This window comes from Nocardia terpenica (assembly GCF_013186535.1).
Taxonomy (GTDB): domain Bacteria; phylum Actinomycetota; class Actinomycetes; order Mycobacteriales; family Mycobacteriaceae; genus Nocardia; species Nocardia terpenica.
Genome location: NZ_JABMCZ010000005.1, coordinates 104,526 through 120,312 on the forward strand (window position 1 = coordinate 104,526; position 15,787 = coordinate 120,312).

The 15,787-nt window shown below is 66.7% G+C and carries 15 protein-coding genes; 5 read left to right on the top strand and 10 right to left on the bottom strand.

The genetic code is table 11. The features are described 5' to 3' along the window. Positions 1-155: 155 nt before the first annotated feature. The 8 genes from HPY32_RS36345 to ntaA form a co-directional block, all read right to left on the bottom strand. The gene (locus HPY32_RS36345; RefSeq protein ID WP_067588817.1) at positions 156-1,430 is read right to left on the bottom strand and encodes a GNAT family N-acetyltransferase; all 1,275 of its coding nucleotides are present in this window, start codon (positions 1,428-1,430) and stop codon (positions 156-158) included. Beyond that, the gene (locus HPY32_RS36350; protein ID WP_067588815.1) at positions 1,430-2,290 is read right to left on the bottom strand and encodes a thiopeptide-type bacteriocin biosynthesis protein; all 861 of its coding nucleotides are present in this window, start codon (positions 2,288-2,290) and stop codon (positions 1,430-1,432) included. Before HPY32_RS36350 ends, HPY32_RS36345 begins: the two co-directional genes overlap by 1 nt. Before the next feature lie 7 nt (positions 2,291-2,297). Beyond that, positions 2,298-4,790, bottom strand: coding sequence for a lantibiotic dehydratase (locus tag HPY32_RS36355; protein ID WP_171983242.1), 2,493 nt, complete (start codon positions 4,788-4,790; stop codon positions 2,298-2,300). Further along, complete coding sequence (locus HPY32_RS36360; protein ID WP_067588811.1) at positions 4,784-6,322, bottom strand: SagB family peptide dehydrogenase; 1,539 nt, start codon at positions 6,320-6,322, stop codon at positions 4,784-4,786. The genes HPY32_RS36355 and HPY32_RS36360 overlap by 7 nt, the downstream gene beginning before the upstream one ends. Continuing rightward, entirely contained in the window at positions 6,319-6,900 is a 582-nt protein-coding gene (locus tag HPY32_RS36365) for a dienelactone hydrolase family protein (RefSeq protein WP_067588809.1), read from the bottom strand. Before HPY32_RS36365 ends, HPY32_RS36360 begins: the two co-directional genes overlap by 4 nt. Positions 6,901-6,903: 3 nt before the next feature. After that, positions 6,904-8,037 carry a protein-L-isoaspartate O-methyltransferase family protein gene (locus HPY32_RS36370; RefSeq protein ID WP_082871445.1) on the bottom strand — a complete coding sequence of 378 codons (1,134 nt, stop codon included), beginning with the start codon at positions 8,035-8,037 and terminating at the stop codon, positions 6,904-6,906. Between the two features lie 16 nt (positions 8,038-8,053). Next, positions 8,054-9,319: a lanthionine synthetase C family protein gene (locus tag HPY32_RS36375; RefSeq protein WP_082871444.1), complete on the bottom strand. Its 1,266-nt coding sequence runs from the start codon at positions 9,317-9,319 to the stop codon at positions 8,054-8,056. A 118-nt stretch (positions 9,320-9,437) separates the two neighbouring features. Further along, positions 9,438-9,593, bottom strand: coding sequence for a nocathioamide family RiPP precursor (gene ntaA, locus HPY32_RS36380; protein WP_156674493.1), 156 nt, complete (start codon positions 9,591-9,593; stop codon positions 9,438-9,440). Positions 9,594-9,904: 311 nt separating this feature from the next. Here ntaA and ntaK point away from each other — a divergent pair, with 311 nt between their 5' ends. The 4 genes from ntaK to HPY32_RS36400 all read left to right on the top strand — a co-directional run bounded on the left by ntaK (position 9,905) and on the right by HPY32_RS36400 (position 14,182). Continuing rightward, positions 9,905-11,185, top strand: a complete 1,281-nt coding sequence (ntaK, locus tag HPY32_RS36385) for an NtaK family nocathioamide RiPP maturation protein (RefSeq protein WP_171983243.1) — start codon at positions 9,905-9,907, stop codon at positions 11,183-11,185. Further along, positions 11,178-12,353 (top strand): YcaO-like family protein, encoded by a 1,176-nt coding sequence (locus HPY32_RS36390; protein WP_067588801.1) that lies wholly within the window; start codon positions 11,178-11,180, stop codon positions 12,351-12,353. Before ntaK ends, HPY32_RS36390 begins: the two co-directional genes overlap by 8 nt. Before the next feature lie 14 nt (positions 12,354-12,367). After that, on the top strand, positions 12,368-13,552 hold the full coding sequence (locus HPY32_RS36395) for a cytochrome P450 (RefSeq protein ID WP_156674492.1): 1,185 nt from the start codon (positions 12,368-12,370) through the stop codon (positions 13,550-13,552). A 111-nt stretch (positions 13,553-13,663) separates the two neighbouring features. Next, a complete protein-coding gene (locus HPY32_RS36400; protein ID WP_197696516.1) occupies positions 13,664-14,182 on the top strand; it encodes a GNAT family N-acetyltransferase in 519 nt (172 codons plus the stop codon). A 17-nt stretch (positions 14,183-14,199) separates the two neighbouring features. Here the strand turns inward: HPY32_RS36400 and HPY32_RS36405 are convergent, their stop codons facing one another. Continuing rightward, positions 14,200-14,892 (bottom strand): haloacid dehalogenase type II, encoded by a 693-nt coding sequence (locus HPY32_RS36405; RefSeq protein ID WP_067588799.1) that lies wholly within the window; start codon positions 14,890-14,892, stop codon positions 14,200-14,202. Positions 14,893-14,924: 32 nt separating this feature from the next. On the opposite strand from HPY32_RS36405, the gene HPY32_RS36410 reads away from it, so the two are divergent. Beyond that, positions 14,925-15,548, top strand: a complete 624-nt coding sequence (locus tag HPY32_RS36410; RefSeq protein WP_231951657.1) for a CGNR zinc finger domain-containing protein — start codon at positions 14,925-14,927, stop codon at positions 15,546-15,548. 19 nt (positions 15,549-15,567) lie between these two features. On the opposite strand, the gene HPY32_RS45230 is transcribed toward HPY32_RS36410, so the two are convergent. Continuing rightward, positions 15,568-15,762: an aldo/keto reductase gene (locus HPY32_RS45230; RefSeq protein ID WP_067588797.1), complete on the bottom strand. Its 195-nt coding sequence runs from the start codon at positions 15,760-15,762 to the stop codon at positions 15,568-15,570. Positions 15,763-15,787: the final 25 nt, after the last annotated feature.

Genomic DNA, 15,787 nt, shown 5'->3' on the forward strand with positions numbered 1-15,787 from the left:
CGAGGACGTCACGGACCTCGGGCCCCTGAAGGGTTATCCGCAGCTCCGACGGCCCTTCCAGAGCGATGCCCTCGGGCGTGGGAGTCGCGCGAACGCCCGCTCTCAGCACCGGACGTCGGAGGTCGAGCTTGTGGTCGCGGTCCATCGCGCCGCCTTCAGAAGCTGAAGGCGGACCACGGAGCCACCGGGGAACCGAAGGCTGCGCTCGCCAGCGTCGCGCGCCCGGGGCGCTGCTCTCGGATACGTCCCGCGCGAGCGAGTTCGTCGATCGCGGTGCCCCCCAGGTAGATTGCGCCCAGCTCCGCCGCCGACAGCCGCAGATCGGCCGGTTTGCCGGTGCGATCGCAGGATGCGCCGTCGGGTCCCCCGAGCAGACGCCAGCGTCCCGTATTCCACGGACAGACCGGGTCGCTCACCTCCAATACCAGGTCGACGTCGGCGCAATAGCGTCGTGCGGCCAAGGCCCGACCGATATCGACCACGCGAAGATACAGCCCGTCGACGAGCGTGGGCTGGGGGCGACGCGTGTCGGCGAGCCAATGCAGCAGGGGATCGTCGACGGCGATATTGGCGGCGTGTACGGCGGCGGACGTATCGTGCTCGAGGAAGAAACGCCAGAGCATCCGCGCGGCGGCAGCATCGACGGAATGAGCCTCGATCACCGTGATCGTGTTGCGCGGAGTGCCGTTGCTCCAACCGGACTGTACGAGGAATCGAGCGAATGCCCGTGGTCCCCGATCGTCCGTGACGAGGACGCAGCGTGCTTCGGCCCCGCCCGAACCGGTTTCGGGAGTCGCGAGTTCGCGTAGCGATCCGCCGCGAGCGAGCATTCCCGGTCGCTGCGGAACCAACCGTGCGTAGAGCTGCTCGGCTGGCTCGTTCAGTTCGGCGTACGTGCCGAGCAGAAGCGACAGCGCCGGATCCCGCTCGGCTTCGGGATGCAGGCATGCGCCCGCGGGGATGGTCATTCGGAGGTGGCGAGTGGCGAGCCCGTATCCGAACCGGTGATAGCCGCCCGCTCTGCTCGCGTAGAGGATGGACAGGGCTTCGCCCCCCGGTGGCGAGGCATCGGCGGCTGTGCCGTCGCCTCGCTCGTGCAGGTCGGCGAGGTGCCGTTGGACCAGCGCGGTGAACAGTCCGCGCCCTCGGTGGGTGGGCAGAACCGCGACCCAGGTGAGTCCCGCCGTCGGCAGGACCGTCCTGCCGGGGACCGCCATCTCCAACGAATACGCCTCGACCTTCCCCGCGAGCACCGTGCCCGCGCCGTCGTCGACCTCGGCCAGCAGCGCACGTCCGGGTTCGAACAGCGACTCGCCGATTCGCCGGATGGCGGGCGAGAAGTCGGTGCCGAAGGCGAGCCGATTGAGCCGGAAGAGTTCGGCGAACTCGTCACGGTCGGCTCGCCACGGGCGAACGCCGACATCGTTCATCACGCCTCCTCGAAGGCAGTCGTGGCGCCGAGCCACAGCAGGCGGGCGATCTGCGCCTCCTCTGCCGGGACGACACCCAGTCGGTTGTTCGTCAGGTGGACATGGTGGAACACGAGCAGGTAGTCGCTCCTGGGCACGAGCGCCCGCTCCGGAGAACGCAGCAGATCCCAGAATTCGCGGGCGTAACCGGTCAGGGCGCTTCGGGTACGGTCGTCGACCAGCACCAGGCCGATCTGGTCCCGTAATCTGCGGGCGCGGTGACGGGCGGCGGCGTTGTGCGGCGACAGCTGCCCCTCCGATGTCTGCCAGGTGCGGCTGGGTGCATAGCCGGACCAGCTCCACGCGTACTGGTGCAGGAACGCGACTCGCTGCGCGCTCGGCAATCCCTGCACCATGAGCGCGGTGTGCGCGGCACCGTAGAGCGGGCGCGCGGCGCGGTGTCGTGCGCCGACACACGACAACACGGCCTCACTTCCGAGCTGTAACAAGCGTTCCGCGAAGGCGACACCGGCCGGACCGCCGAACTTCGTATACTCCGGTTCGTAGAGGCGCTTGACGAACCGCCGTTCGACGGACAGATCCCGCACGGGCTCGGCGTCGTCGTACTCCTCGAGCGCCGCGGTGAGCCTGCGATCCAGATACTCCTCACAGCTGTCGATGTTCGCCGCCGCGGTAGCGAGACGGAGCCGAAGGTGAAAGCCGCCCGAGTCCACGTATCGCAGGAAGAACCATCGCAGATCGGGAAAGCGACCTCGCAATGACGTAATGGCAGGCCGCACATGGGATTCGAGGAGGTCGTCGACCTCGTCGAATCCCACGACATATATCCGGTAGTAGAGCCAGGTCGGTCGATGCCGCATCGTCGTCTCAGTCCTCCCCCGAATGTCGGACGAGGGCGATGAATTCGGTGGCGGTCGCCTCCCCGGAACCGTCCCGCCACCAATGCTGGTGGCGGGAGGGCAGGGCTTCGACGAACTCGACCGAACGAGCCGCGGGATCGATCTGGCGAAACGCCGAGCCGACCACCGAGGCATGCTGGAAGCCGACCCACTGCGGCTTCTGCACGATCGTGCCGATCGCATGCGATGTCGCTTGATTGAGGAATACCTCGCCGGGGATTCCGTGTTCCAGGCGCCAGCGTTCGGCTCGGGCCAGAAACTCCGCGGTGGATGTGCCTGGGCCGCAATCCGGCAGCGTACTCGGGCTCAATCGCCACCTGGCTCGCCGCCACACGACTCGACCGCGTTGCACCCGCGGAGAGTGGGTGACCTCTCCCGGAGGTGGCGTGTGGTCTCGCGGCGCCGGATCGGCGGGATCGTCCGGCAGGGACACTCCGGTCACCCACGGGTCGGACAGCAGGCACAGCAACTGATCCACCCCGCGCAACAGCTGGGGCGGAATGGATCCCACGTAGGTGAAGGCGGCCGGGCCCGACGTGTCTCGAACCTGTAAGGTGTGCGTCTCCGGGTCGTGGTCGAGGGAGAATCCTCGAAGGTCGGCGACATCGGGTTCGCCACCGGCGAGCCCCGGCCCCCAGGCGACGCGGGGGATCGACCGGAGGGCGGGGCGTTGGAATGTCACCCAATCCCCTTGCGCGGACAGCTGATACACCCGGCACCCGTCGTGCTGCTCGGCCAGCCACCCTCCGATCGGACCGGCCAACTGATCGTGGAGCGCGGGGACACAGGCCCATCGGGTCATGAGGCCGACGAATCCGCTGCTGATCGTATTGACAACCAGGGCATAGTCTCCGCGGGTCACCGCCTCGGGATTGTCGGCCGCGAGTTGGAAGAACACGGCACTGGTCGGATGACCGACCGTCCGGTGCCCCCGCGGGGTCCGAGGTGGCGGCGCGGTGTCGACCGGCCGGAGGTACTCCAGTCGCAGGCTCTCGGCGTTCGCGACCTGAATGTGCGTCATGAACTCGTAGAGAAACCCCAGCAGGTCCGGCGCGGTGCCGCCCTCGCCGTGCCGGCGGACGAAATAGTCGACGAGCCTCTCGTACAGGCCGCTGATCCGGGTCCGCCGCGCCTGTCTCGCGCCGATCCCGCGCAGGTCGGCGCGAACCACGTCGGGCAGGACGGGATTTCGATCCCGACCGTGTGCGACCACCTCGTAGAACAGCGGAGTCGTGGTCATCCACCGTGGCGCGGCACGCCCCAACGCACGGAAGCCGCGAGTGAGCACCGTCCGGGTCCGTTCGGCCGCGACAGCACGCTCGCCAGGATTGCGAGTCTGCGCGATTCGATCCTCGAGGTCATCGAGTTGGGCAATGGTCTCTGCGAGCAGACCACCGTCGAGACCATCGAGCAGGCAGCGGTGAAACGCGCGAAAGTGGCGTCCGTCATGCAGTTTCCACGGTGTCACCGGATAGAGCAGACCTTCGGCGACGAGCCTGCGCGCCTGCCGCCGATCCGCCTCTCGCGCAACCAGTGTCGACAGTCGAAACGTCCGCAGCGGCATATTCGAGACGATGTGCTCGGCGATGTCGCAGGTGGTCTGCTCGTCCGCACGCAGGAAGGCGCCGTGGGCGAACAGATAGAGCGGGAGCAATCCGTGTAGGCGGTCGTGTACCCGTCGCAGGCTGGGGTTGCGCACGACCTCGAGCTCCGAAGGCCCGTCCGGGTGCTCGACCCAGGTCCGGAACAGTTCGAGTGCCGCCGAACGCGATGACGACAGCGATCGTGACTGCTGAGACGGGATCGCTGTCGGCCCGTACTCCCCCGCCCAACCCGTGACTCCCAGGGTCGTCAAGGAACTGAACGGGCTGGTCTTCACCGCTGCCCGGGTCAGGTACGCCGTCGCGGTTCTCATCAGCCGTGAATCCGGTGCAACGGACGAGTCGGGGTCCTGTTTCATCAGGCGAACGGTGAACGTCGGGCTGGCCAGTGCCAAACCCAGGGCGATATCCGGGGTGCGAAGCCAGTCGGTGGTCGCCTTCCACGCGGCGCGCAGCTCGGATTCGGCGGTCCGTTCCGCAGCGGCCATGTACTCCGAATTCCTGCGCAGCGCAACGCACCACCGATCGAGCCGGTGTATCGCCGCGTCCTCCAGATGGTCGGCGACGAGCGCGATGTCCGCGTCCTGGTGGTCTCGGCGACGCATGTTGTGGACATCTCGTCGCAGCCGAAGCGCGGCGCGGCGAGCCTCGGCGAATCCGTCGAGCCGTGGCACGAGCGCATACAAATCCTCGCCGAGCTGCGCACCGAGCCGTTCGGCTGTATCACGCTGCGCCAGCGCCGACCGGATATATTCCATCGTCCGTGCGGACGCTGTGGCGTCGAGAGCGCGAACCGGAAGGCCGCAGGACCGGACGATGACGGCGGGCAGTACGGAGTCGGCGGCGGGGCGAGTCAACACGGGGATGTGTCCTCCTCTGCGGCGCGGAGCAGGTGCCGCGCTTCGTCGTGCCACTGCGGATCGTTCACCGGATGCCATGCCGGGTGCGATTCCCGTTGTGCCGTGGGCCCGTTGTCCTCCTCCGGCAGGCTCCCCACCATGAACGCACCCACGATCGGTTCTTCGAGACGCTCATCGCCGAGCAGGTCGACGCCGCTGCTGCCGATCGCGCACGGCGCGAGCCGCATCGCGACCGCGACCAGATACATGCACTGATAAAGGATTCCGACATGCAGGGTGGTGAGTCGATACGCGATCGACGGATACTTCCACGCGACCCGGGGGAAGCGGGACGCCACGACGATCAGGATGTCCGGGTGGCTGCCCCCACCGGCCGATTGTCGCGCCGTGTCCAGGATTTCGGTGCGGCGCCGCTCGTCGCCGTCGATCGGGTGCAGGCGGTGTCCCGCCGGATCGTAGAAATAGATCCCGTTGCCGATGCCCAGACACCGGCCGACGACCAGGTACAGCTCCAGGTCGTAGCATGCTCCTCCGGACGGATATGGGCGGCTGGAGATTTCGTACGGGAGCCCGGTATCGCCCGGACCGCTGGTCGCGCGGACGCGTGCGACGCGGTACAGGAACTCGCCGACCTGACGGGCGTGCATCGGTGTCTGCCCGTAATGCCGCACCGAACGACGGCCTTCCAGGGCCGTTGTCAGGCTCGGGTCCTTCCCCAGGAGGTCGTCCAGGGGTGGGCGCCACAACGGGATCTCCGGGCCCGACGTGACGACCTTGGTCACCGGCTGCGGCGCGATCCGGCCGAGGAACGGGAACAGACCGTCGCGTGCCCGGCCTGGATAGCTCAACCGGCTCCGCTCGTGAAAAAGCAGGTCGTGGAACTCCCACTGGGCCTGGATGTCATCGCGATCGGCGGCGAACCGCGCAGGCGTCCGCTCGCTCGCACCGTCACCGAGATCGACGAAACCCAGCTCGGCCAGTGCCTGTACCAGGAGCGCCCCCGCCGAGGACGAAAGACCTTCCACGGCAACTCGATCGACGTTGGCCGGGCCCGCGAGCTCGGTGAGAAGCGCGCCGACGGCGCCGTCGACGAGAACACACCGATGCGGGACGCGAGCCGATTCCAACGCCATCCGATGTCCGGTGGTTCGCAGAAAAGCGAAGCGGGACAGACGAACAGGGGTGCGTTTCGTTATCGCGACCGGCTCGAGCCCGACATCCACGGTCGGCGTCTCGATGCGCAGTAGCTCACGATTCTCGAGGACGATGCTGCAACGCGTGAGTCCCCACAGCCGCCGCACAGCGGAGACGAGCAGCTCGTGCTGCGCGACCTCGAGGCCGTCCAGCAGTTCCGGGATCGGCACCGATCGTTCGGTGATGGTGGCCAAGGCGCGATGCAGCCGGGGATGAAAGTTCCGCAGGACGCACACACGCCGGTGCCCTCGCAGGATCACCGTGTCCCTGGCGGAGCGCTCGAGTTCGATTCCACTGCGGAAACGAATGCCGTAGTGCCCGGGAAGGATCGGATTCATATGCCCATTCCCACGGCGCCGCAGACGAGCAGGAAGTCGCCGATCCGACGCCAGGTGAGCTCGGACGCGGTCGCGTCGTAGTCCGGCAGATCCTCGTCGGTGTAGAGATGACCTCCGGTTCGGTAGACGAAGGCTTGTAGATCGTTTCCCTGGCCCCGCATCCGTGGGAGCCAGGAGGTCAGGGGAGGTTCGTTGCGGTCGACATCCCCCTGCGACATGTGCACCTGGACAGGACAGGGCAAGGGCCCCTGCGGAATACCGAGTCCCTGGAGCAGAACGATCCCTCCGGCCAGGGGATCCCGGGCGGCCAGCTCCTGCGCCAGCCAGGCGCCGAGGGAGAAACCGAGGTAGACCACCCCGGGAGGAAGCCGGGTCGCGGCCGCCGACGCGCGGTGCAGCAGGACATCGACGCCGAGACGGTCGCGCACGGCGAGGCCACGCTCGGGCGGATCGATCGCACCGCAGCCGTACAGGTCCGGAACCTCGACGGTGTGCCCCAGGTCCCGAAGCCGGTCGGCGGCTCGCCGGACCGAGCGACGTAATCCGTACGCCGAGTGCAGCATCAACACCGATGCCATGCGCTACAAGACCTCCCAGTCGACGGGGATGAGCAGCGCGTCGTCCAGCTCGAGGCGGCACTGCCAGTCGGTGATTCTCGGCTGCCCCAGATCGGCCCACTGTCCGAACAGATGTCGCACGAGGTCGACTCCCCCGGCGCCGTTGGTCCACAGGCCACCGCCACTCAGGAAGGCTCGATCGTCTCGCACCGTCAGGCCGAGACCGTTGGATGTACCTTCCGCGGTCGACAGGCCGACCTGGTGAACCTGCCCCGGCGTCAGGACGCCGAGTGCGAACCACAGGTCCTGTAAACGGGATTCGTTCGCCGTCCGCAGAAATTCGGGCACCGGGCCGACCGACACGGACTGCAACCCCTGCTCCACCGACCATTCGCTCCACGGCCGAGGCTGCGGGTGGAGCTTGCCCGCGGCGGGTACGAAACCGGTGCACTTCAGGGCGCGACCGATCATCCGCCCCGAGTCGGTTTTCCGCACCGACAGCAGCGGGTACAAACCGCCGTGCAGGACCGGTGCGACCATCAACCCGCCTGCGCGGAGCTGAGCGGCCCACCGTGGTGAGAAGCCGCTGACGCCCACGGTCGATACGACACGGTCGTACGGTGCGGAGGGACCGTGACCGAGGTAGCCGTCCCCGGTGATCACCTCGACGCGACGAGTATCGAGACGGGCCAGCGTGGATCTGGCCGCCGCGGCGATCTCTCGGTCGAACTCGACACTGGTCACCGAGCCCGCCTCGCCGACGATCCGGCCCAGCAGCGCCGCGCTGTAGCCGGTGCCCGCGCCGATCTCCAGGACGGACATCCCGGCGCTCAACCGCAGTTCCTCGAGCATGAACGCCGTGATACTCGGCCGGGAGGAGGAGCTCACCGGAAGATGGTCTCGACCCGAGACATGGGTGATGAGGACACAGTCCTCATAGATCGTCCGGAGTAGGTCGTCGGAGATCGCGGCGTCTGCGGTCGCCGGGACCGTGGTCAGCGCCACCGATTTGTCCGGCCGGATCTCGACGAGTCGGCTCACTGCGAGGTGGCGAGGAACCGATCGGAACGCGGACTCCACATCCGCCGTGCGGATGGCATCGAGGGCATGCAGCTTCTGCACAAGCTCCTCTTGGTATCGGTGGGCAGGCTCGTTCATGGTTCCCTCGTGTGTCTCAGGTGAAAAGCAAGGCGGAGTCCCACGCGGCCCGCTCGGATTCCGGCAGCCCGTCGGCGTAACTGATCAGGGCGAGTGCCGTGCCCGCCGCGCCGTCGATGAACCCGGGCCCCTCGGGCACGACGTCTCGGTGCACGGCTCGACGGCGAAAGGCGAAAGGCGCTGCCGGGTCGTGGAATTCCAGGATCCGTTCGACCACCGCGTCGATGGTGGTATCGAAGTCGCTGCGCCCGGTCAGTTTCTTCATGCGCAGGAACCACTGGAGCAGACCCGCGTAGCCGTGACACAACCCCACCGTGTTCAGACGCCACGCGCGGGGCTCTCGGCGGCTGAGGTGAACGGCCGCATCGATCGCGCGATCGGTCCACCGGTCGACGTCCAATGCCCGCCCCGCGTGCATCAGGGCGCTGATGACTCCTGTCGCGCCGTTGCACCACGCGGGCCTGGTCGAGGGAAGACTCTGGACGTAGGCCGATTCTTCGGGGTTCCACTTCACGGAGTACGGCCAGCACAGGGTGGTGTCGTCCTGGCGTTGCCACGAAATCAGCGCCTCGGCGACTCGACGGATCGCCGCCTCGTGGTCGGGGACGACCACGCCTGCCTGGTAGGCCAGGGCGAGCACGGCGAGAATTCCGGACATCCCGTGCGCGGTCCCGACCAGCAACTCCTCGGGCTGCTCGTGTCCCCGCCGACCGTCGGGCTCACCGAGGAGATCGAACGTGTACTCGACCAGGTGGCGGACGGCGGTTCCGGCCATTTCCGCGTGGCGGTCGGGCCGGAGCAGCAGATAGCGGCCGAGACCCGACAATCCGAAAATCAAGTCGTAGGCCGGGATCGGTCGCGTATCGGCCGTGCCCACGTCGCCGGATATCGGCTTCGTCGCGCGAAGAAGGTCCGCTGTCGACCTCGACACCTGGTCGTCGAGCCGGGCGAGCAGACGGGTGTAGTTGCCGGAGTCCGCCGCCGCGATATGGGTCGCGAACGCGAGCGCGGGCGGTCCATAGAACAGACACGGACGCGCGGCCTCGCTGCCCAGTGCCGACACCGCGGCGGACAGATGGTCGTGCGCCTCCCGCAGTCGCTCGGGCGCGGTCGTTCCCAGGCGAGCGAGCAGAAGGACGATGCCCGGATGGCCGTTCACCAGCGAACCAGCAGAATACGGAACACCGTTGTCGGCGCCGGTCGACCCGCATTCGGTTATTCGCCGCGGGGATGCGATCCGATTCGCTACCGACAGGGCCACTTCTCGGGCAAATTCGCGCATTATCGAACAGAACCTTCTCGGGAGAGTGCGAAAACAGCCGGCCGAGTCGTGCCGGGGTGCACGCCGCAATCATCGCGCCGCGCACCCCGACACGGCTACGACGCGTACCCCTCGAACACTAGTTGGCGCAGCAAGGGAGGGACGACAGCGTGTGACAGGCCGGAGCCGCGGGACGCGAGCTCTCGTCATCGAACATGCTCGAGTCGATGATGTTCAGGTCGAAATCATCGTAGCCCGACTCGGCCACTTCCTCGTTCCTCTTCATCATTTTCATTAGACGCCACTCCTTCGCAATCGTGATCTTTCGACTGTTTCGGCATGCCGATCACCAAGCTATACAGAAACAATCCACGAGGTCAATCGAACTCGAACATATTTCGGTTTTATTCTCCTTCGCTATCCGAGAGCAAAATCTTTTCCATATTCGAGTAACGTCTCCGGGCAACCGAAGTGCCGCTCCTGCCGTCACCAAGGAGAATGTTTTTGTCCATCCACGTTTTCGCTGGACCGACGCTGGGTCTCGACGAGATCTCGCGGCGGATCGAATCAGCACATGTCCACGGCCCCATACGTCATGGAGATCTTTTGCGGCTGAATCTCGGCGAAGGGGATATCGCCCTCCTGATCGATGGGCTCTACCATCACCACCCGCCGATACGGCACAAGGAGATCCTCGAGGTCATGGCGAACGGCGCCACCGTCGCGGGGGCGGCGAGCATGGGTGCGCTCCGCGCGGCGGAGCTGTGGCAGTACGGCATGATCGGGATCGGGCGTGTTTTCCGGATGTATGCCGACGGTCTCATCGATTCCGACGACGAGGTCGCGGTCGTCCATACGCCGGGCCCGGAGTGCAGGTTACTGAGTATCGCACTGGTCGATATCCGCCATTGCCTGTCGATCTGCACGGACGAGGGAGTCCTGAATGAATCGGACGCGGAGGAACTCTTGCTCGTCGCACGAGAGCTCCCCTACCCGAGGCGTAGCTGGCGCATGATCGAGCGGGTCGCATCGCAACGGCATTCCGGCCTGGCGAGCGCATTCGAGAAGATGTCGTCTTTTCTCGCGCAGCATCCGGAGATCGGGAATCTGAAGCTGAGCGATGCCAGGCTGGCAATCGATCATGTGCGTAACAGCGCATTGTCCGGGATGCGGCCCGCATCGGCGGAATGGCGGCATTCGACGGAATGGCGCACGGTGCACCTGCGGCGCTGGATCGGCGAATTCACCGGCGTCGAGGTGTCCGGCGTCCATGTCGGACATGCGGCCGTCCTCCGCTACCAGCAGATATACGATCCCGAATTTCCGGGGCGGTGGGAGCGATTCGCCCTGGAACGTATCGCCGATTCGGATGGGCTCACCACCCGGACGCACTGCCAGCTCCGTGATCGGGCGCTGGCGGCCGCGCGGTCCAAGAATGTCACGTTTCAGAACCTGACGGTCGAGCAGCGAAACGAATGGCTCACGCCCACGGAGAACGACAATTATTCCGAGAACGAAGCGATGACCCGTGTCCTGGTCCGCGCCACGCGGATCAGTCTGGATTTCTCGCGGCCGGACCTCTACGAAAAGGTATTACTTCGGTCGCCGCACGATACGCGGTCGCACATAGCAGAGGCCGTCGCGGTCAACGACCGACTGTCGACCGGTAATTTCGCGGCACACATCGACAACCTCCGGGCGGACAAGCTCCGGAGCCACCTCGCTCGGACCTGGGGTATGGCTCCCGACGTGGACGATCGATATCTGACCGCGGCGGCGAGGGACCGCGGCATGGCGACCCTGGACGAAGCGATCGAGGCGGTCCGCCCCTTCTTCCTGCACAGCCATGTCATGGCGCGGCGAGCGGAGAGGGAGACTCGTGTCTGAGCCCGCCACCGCCGCGGATTCCGCCAAGGTGTACTTCCGAGGGACGCATCGCGTGCGTTCCCCCGAGGACACCTGGGAGACGATCGCCGACGTCCTTCCGTCGTACGGTATTTCGCGGGTCGCCGACCTGACCGGACTCGACTTCGTCGGCATCCCCGTGTGCGCGGCCTACCGTCCGCTCGCGAAAACCCTTGCCGTGTCGCAGGGTAAGGGATCGACGCCGCTGCTGGCCAAGATCTCCGCGGCGATGGAGGCCGTCGAGTTGTGGCACTGTGAGTATTCGTGCGCTCCGCCTGCCGTGCCGAACGCACCCGCCGCCGACGTGAATCTGCCCTACCGGCTGGATCGGCTCGGCAATGTCTCGACGAGTCTGCTGAACGACCGGGTTCGGATGGACTGGTCGGCCGGTCGTGGCATCCGCAGTGGTGCGGAGATCCTGGTCCCGTACTCGATGGTGCACCTGGATATGGCACCGTCGCGCACCTGGCGTCCGTCCGGGATAGGCGCCAGCAGCAACGGTCTCGCATCGGGCAATTCGCGCTACGAAGCGATCGCCCATGCGTTCTACGAGGTGATCGAGCGTGATGCGGTCGCCGAATTGACGGACTCGGGCCGTGACTGCCGAATAACCGTCGATCCGGCGACCGTGACCGATCCGACCTGCTCCGAGCTGATCGGAAAGATCCAGTCGAACGGGATGTTCTTCGAGATCGCGCTGGTCCCCAATCGGTGGGGGATCCCGTGCTTCGTCGCGCACCTGTGGAGCGAGGATTTTCCCACCCTGGCCGCCGGAGCCGGTGCGCACTCGGCGGCGGGCGTGGCCCTGGCCCGGGCGATCACCGAGGCGGCACAGACTCGGCTGACCGCGATCAGCGGCACCCGGGACGACCTGGCCCCGATCTACTCGTATATCCGCCGCGGATCCGGCACCCCGCCATCCCCGGCTCCGGAACCGGTCGACTTCGACCGTGCCACAGCGTCGTTCGGCAGCAGTTTCGACGACCTGAGAACGGAGGTCGCGTGGCTGGCGGCCAAGGTCGAGGAGGTGGCCGATGCCGAGCCCGTCGTGGTGGACCTGAGCACCTGCGGTGAGTTCGCGGTCGTGAGACTGATCTGTCCCGGCCTGAATCTCCGTGCCGACCACGGCATTCCACGCGCAAACCGCTGATCAGGGAGACTCACGTGTCGCAGCAGGAGCAATTGCCGGAGCCCTTTCCGGAACTCGGGAGTACGCCGAAGCTGTTGGCGTGGGCTCGCCGGATGCGCAACCGCAACCCCGTCTTCTTCGACGAGAGGATGAACAGTTGGCATGTCCTGCGCTACGAGGACGTCGCGCGCGTCCAAGCCGACTCGAAGAATTTCTCCTCCGCGCTGCACCGCGTTCTGCCACTGGGCGACCCGGGCCGCGGCAATCCGGCGTTGCTGGACCCTCCCGAGCATCGTCTGATCCGGACGCTGGTGAGTCGCGCGTTCACGCCGCAGAGTGTGCGCCAGCTCGTTCCGCGCATCACCGCGGTGACGGAGCAACTGCTCGACACCATGGCCGATCACGACGAAGCCGACCTGGTGGCCGAGCTCTGCTACCCACTGCCGGTCACGATCATCAGCGAATTGCTCGGGATCCCGACAGCCGACCATGACATGGTCCGGCGCTGGGCCGACGTCCGATTGTCGGTGCCCTTCGATCGCCCGATAGACGAGTCGACCGAGCACGCCCTGCAGGCATGCGCCGCCGAACAGAACAACTACCTGGCCGCCCATGTGCGACACCGGCGGCGCCACCCGCGCGACGATCTGATCAGTCGGCTGACCCTGGCCGAGGTGGAGGGAGATCGGCTCAGCGACGAGGAGATCGTCAGATTCGCCGGATTCCTTTTCCTGGCAGGCCATGTCACGACCAGCCTGCTGCTGGCCAATGCCGTCGTGTGTCTGGGCGAGCACCCGGCGGCGGCGGCCACGCTGCGCAACGATCCGACGAGCATTCCCGATGCGATAGAGGAGATCCTGCGGTGTCGGCCACCGGCCCCGTTCAACACGCGGGCCACGACACGGAATGTCGAACTACACGGACATACTCTTGCCGAGGGAAGCCTGGTGACCGCGTGGATCCTGTCGGCGAACCACGATGAGCTCCAGTTCCCCGACCCCGACCGGTTCGACATCGGGCGAACTCCGAACCCCCATCTGGGATTCGGACACGGTGCACACTTCTGCCTGGGGGCTCCGCTGGCCCGGCTGGAAGTGCGTATCGCCCTACGCCTGTTGCTGAGCCGGTTTCCACGGCTCGAGGTCGGGCCGGGAACCAGGACGTACGAGGGCTCGGGACTATCACTGGTTCGCGTCCTACCGGTCTCTTTGCGAGCCTGAGTCCGCACCGAGCACCGCCAGTCGATCTCGTACCCGTCCGTTTCGGGCCTGGTCAACACAGGTTGTGAAAAGCGATTGCCGGTATCTGCTGTCGCAGCCGATGATTCCGGCGTGAGTGATGGAGTCGTCGTAAGGCCCTTGACTGCTGCCGATCCCGAGCCGATTGCTGCGGCCTTCGCCGCGCTGGGCTGGGCCACCAAGCCGGTCGAGCAATACCTTCGCTATCTGGCCGAGCAGGCGGCTGGCATGCGTGTCTGTGTGGTCGCGGAGCGTGGCGGCGCATTCGCCGGGTACTGCACACTGCTGTGGATGTCCGCGTATGAACCCTTCCGCGCCAACGGGATTCCGGAGATTCAGGATCTCAACGTGCTGCCCCCGCATCGCAACCGCGGAATCGGTGGCATGCTGCTGGATGCGATCGAAGAGGTGGCGCGGAAACGATGCGGGGTCGTCGGGATCGGGGTCGGCCTGGACGCGGATTACGGGCCCGCGCAGCGACTCTATATCCGGCGAGGCTATCTGCCTGATGGCCACGGGATCGTCTACGACAGCCAACCCGTCGAATACGGTACGACGATCACGTTGGACGACTCTGCGGCCCTGATGCTCACACGCGATTTCTCCATCTGACCGCCGCGCGGGCGTTCCTACCTTGCCGTGAGCGCGGTGACCAGTTCGTCCAGTCCATCGAATCGCCCGTCGAAGATGTCGGAGCTCGTCGGCGGATCCCCGACCGGTCGTTGGAGGTAGGCGGTCCGCATGCCGGTCGCCTGAGCCGCGCGGAGGTCCCAGGAGTGGGCGGCCACCATGAGTACGCGTTCTGCTGGGCATCCGGCGGTGGCGATGGCGAGCTCGTAGACCTCCGGCGCCGGCTTGTAGGCCAGGACGGTTTCGGCGGACAAGGCTTGGTGCCAGCGCAGCCCGGCATGGGCGGCGAGTCGCAGCAGAGCGGCGCGGCTGGCGTTGGACAGCGCAAGCACGGGGAACTGCTGCGCGAGCCGCTCGAGACCGGCGACGGAGTCGCTCCAGGCGGGCAAGCGCCGACCCGCTGTTGCCAACTGGGCGATGGTCGCCGGGTCGGCGAATCCAGCACGATCGGCCACCCGCCGCGCAGCCGCACCGTCGATGATCTCGGAATTGACATACGCGCGGTGCCCTTGCCCGATGCGTTGCTGCTCGAACTCGACGTGCTGCTGCCACACGGTGAGCAGCTCGTCGAGGGCCGCATCATCGGCCGCGGGCAGAGCGTCGCGCAATGCCGCTCGAACTCCGCTGGCCTCGTCGACCAGTGTTCCGAGGACGTCGAAGACGACGACCTCGATGTCGCAGATCCCTGCCATGCGTTCTCCCAGTCAGCGCGTGCGTCACCATCTTGACCGGTGACGATCTTGCCGCCGACTTCGTCACCGGTCAAGATGGTGACGTGAATTTCGCGTTCGTGAGCAGCAACCCGGCTCTCGATCTGGCCGGGACCGTGTGGTCTCGTCGAGACGACCCCATCGACCTGCTGGCCGCGCCCGCGGACCTCGAGCGGTGGGTGGCCGAATGCGACGAGCTCCCCGACCGTGTGACCGCCGACTTCGCCACCTTCGAGTCCGCGCTGTCGCTCCGCGAAGGGATCTACCGGCTCGCTCTCGATCGCATGCTCGACCGGCCCTTCGATCCGGACAGCCTCGACATCGTCAACCACACCGCGGCCGGGCCGGTGCCCACGATCACGCTCAGCGACGCGGGCCTGCATCGGTCGGGCGACCTCCGCGCAACACTGTCGTACCTAGCCAGAAGCGGTATCGCCGTGCTCGCCGACCCCCACGCCTGCCTCAAGGAGTGCGGTCGCACCGGCTGCACTCGCATCTACCTCGACCGCTCACGCGGCGCCCGGCGCACCTGGTGCGGGATGGACGCGTGCGGCAACCGTGTCAAGGCCGCGGCCTATCGAGCCCGCCGACGAGCTTCGACCACAGCCGAGCGTCGCGTGCCCGAGAAGACCGCCTGACATCGTTGGTCGCTCTCCTTCACGAGTGGCGGGCGGGACCGCTGCCCGCGCCGGAAACCGTGATCGCGGTGGCGATCTCGTCGAGGTCGGCGGGGTCAGCTGCAGCGCGCCCGCTCCGAGACTCGCCGGTGTCGGGATAGTGCACCTGGTACAGGTCGATGTGGTCGACGCCCAGCCGCCGCAGCGAGTCCTCGAGCTCGCGACGAACAACCACAACGGCAGTGATCGTCGAGGATCCA

Excerpts from the sequence above, each read along its gene's own strand:
- HPY32_RS36345 (WP_067588817.1), bottom strand. The coding sequence starts at position 1,430 with ATGAACGATGTCGGCGTTCGCCCGTGGCGAGCCGACCGTGACGAGTTC.
- HPY32_RS36350 (WP_067588815.1), bottom strand. The coding sequence starts at position 2,290 with ATGCGGCATCGACCGACCTGGCTCTACTACCGGATATATGTCGTGGGA.
- HPY32_RS36360 (WP_067588811.1), bottom strand. The coding sequence starts at position 6,322 with ATGAATCCGATCCTTCCCGGGCACTACGGCATTCGTTTCCGCAGTGGA.
- HPY32_RS36365 (WP_067588809.1), bottom strand. The coding sequence starts at position 6,900 with ATGGCATCGGTGTTGATGCTGCACTCGGCGTACGGATTACGTCGCTCG.
- HPY32_RS36370 (WP_082871445.1), bottom strand. The coding sequence starts at position 8,037 with ATGAACGAGCCTGCCCACCGATACCAAGAGGAGCTTGTGCAGAAGCTG.
- HPY32_RS36375 (WP_082871444.1), bottom strand. The coding sequence starts at position 9,319 with ATGCGCGAATTTGCCCGAGAAGTGGCCCTGTCGGTAGCGAATCGGATC.
- ntaA (WP_156674493.1), bottom strand. The coding sequence starts at position 9,593 with ATGAAAATGATGAAGAGGAACGAGGAAGTGGCCGAGTCGGGCTACGAT.
- HPY32_RS36405 (WP_067588799.1), bottom strand. The coding sequence starts at position 14,892 with ATGGCAGGGATCTGCGACATCGAGGTCGTCGTCTTCGACGTCCTCGGA.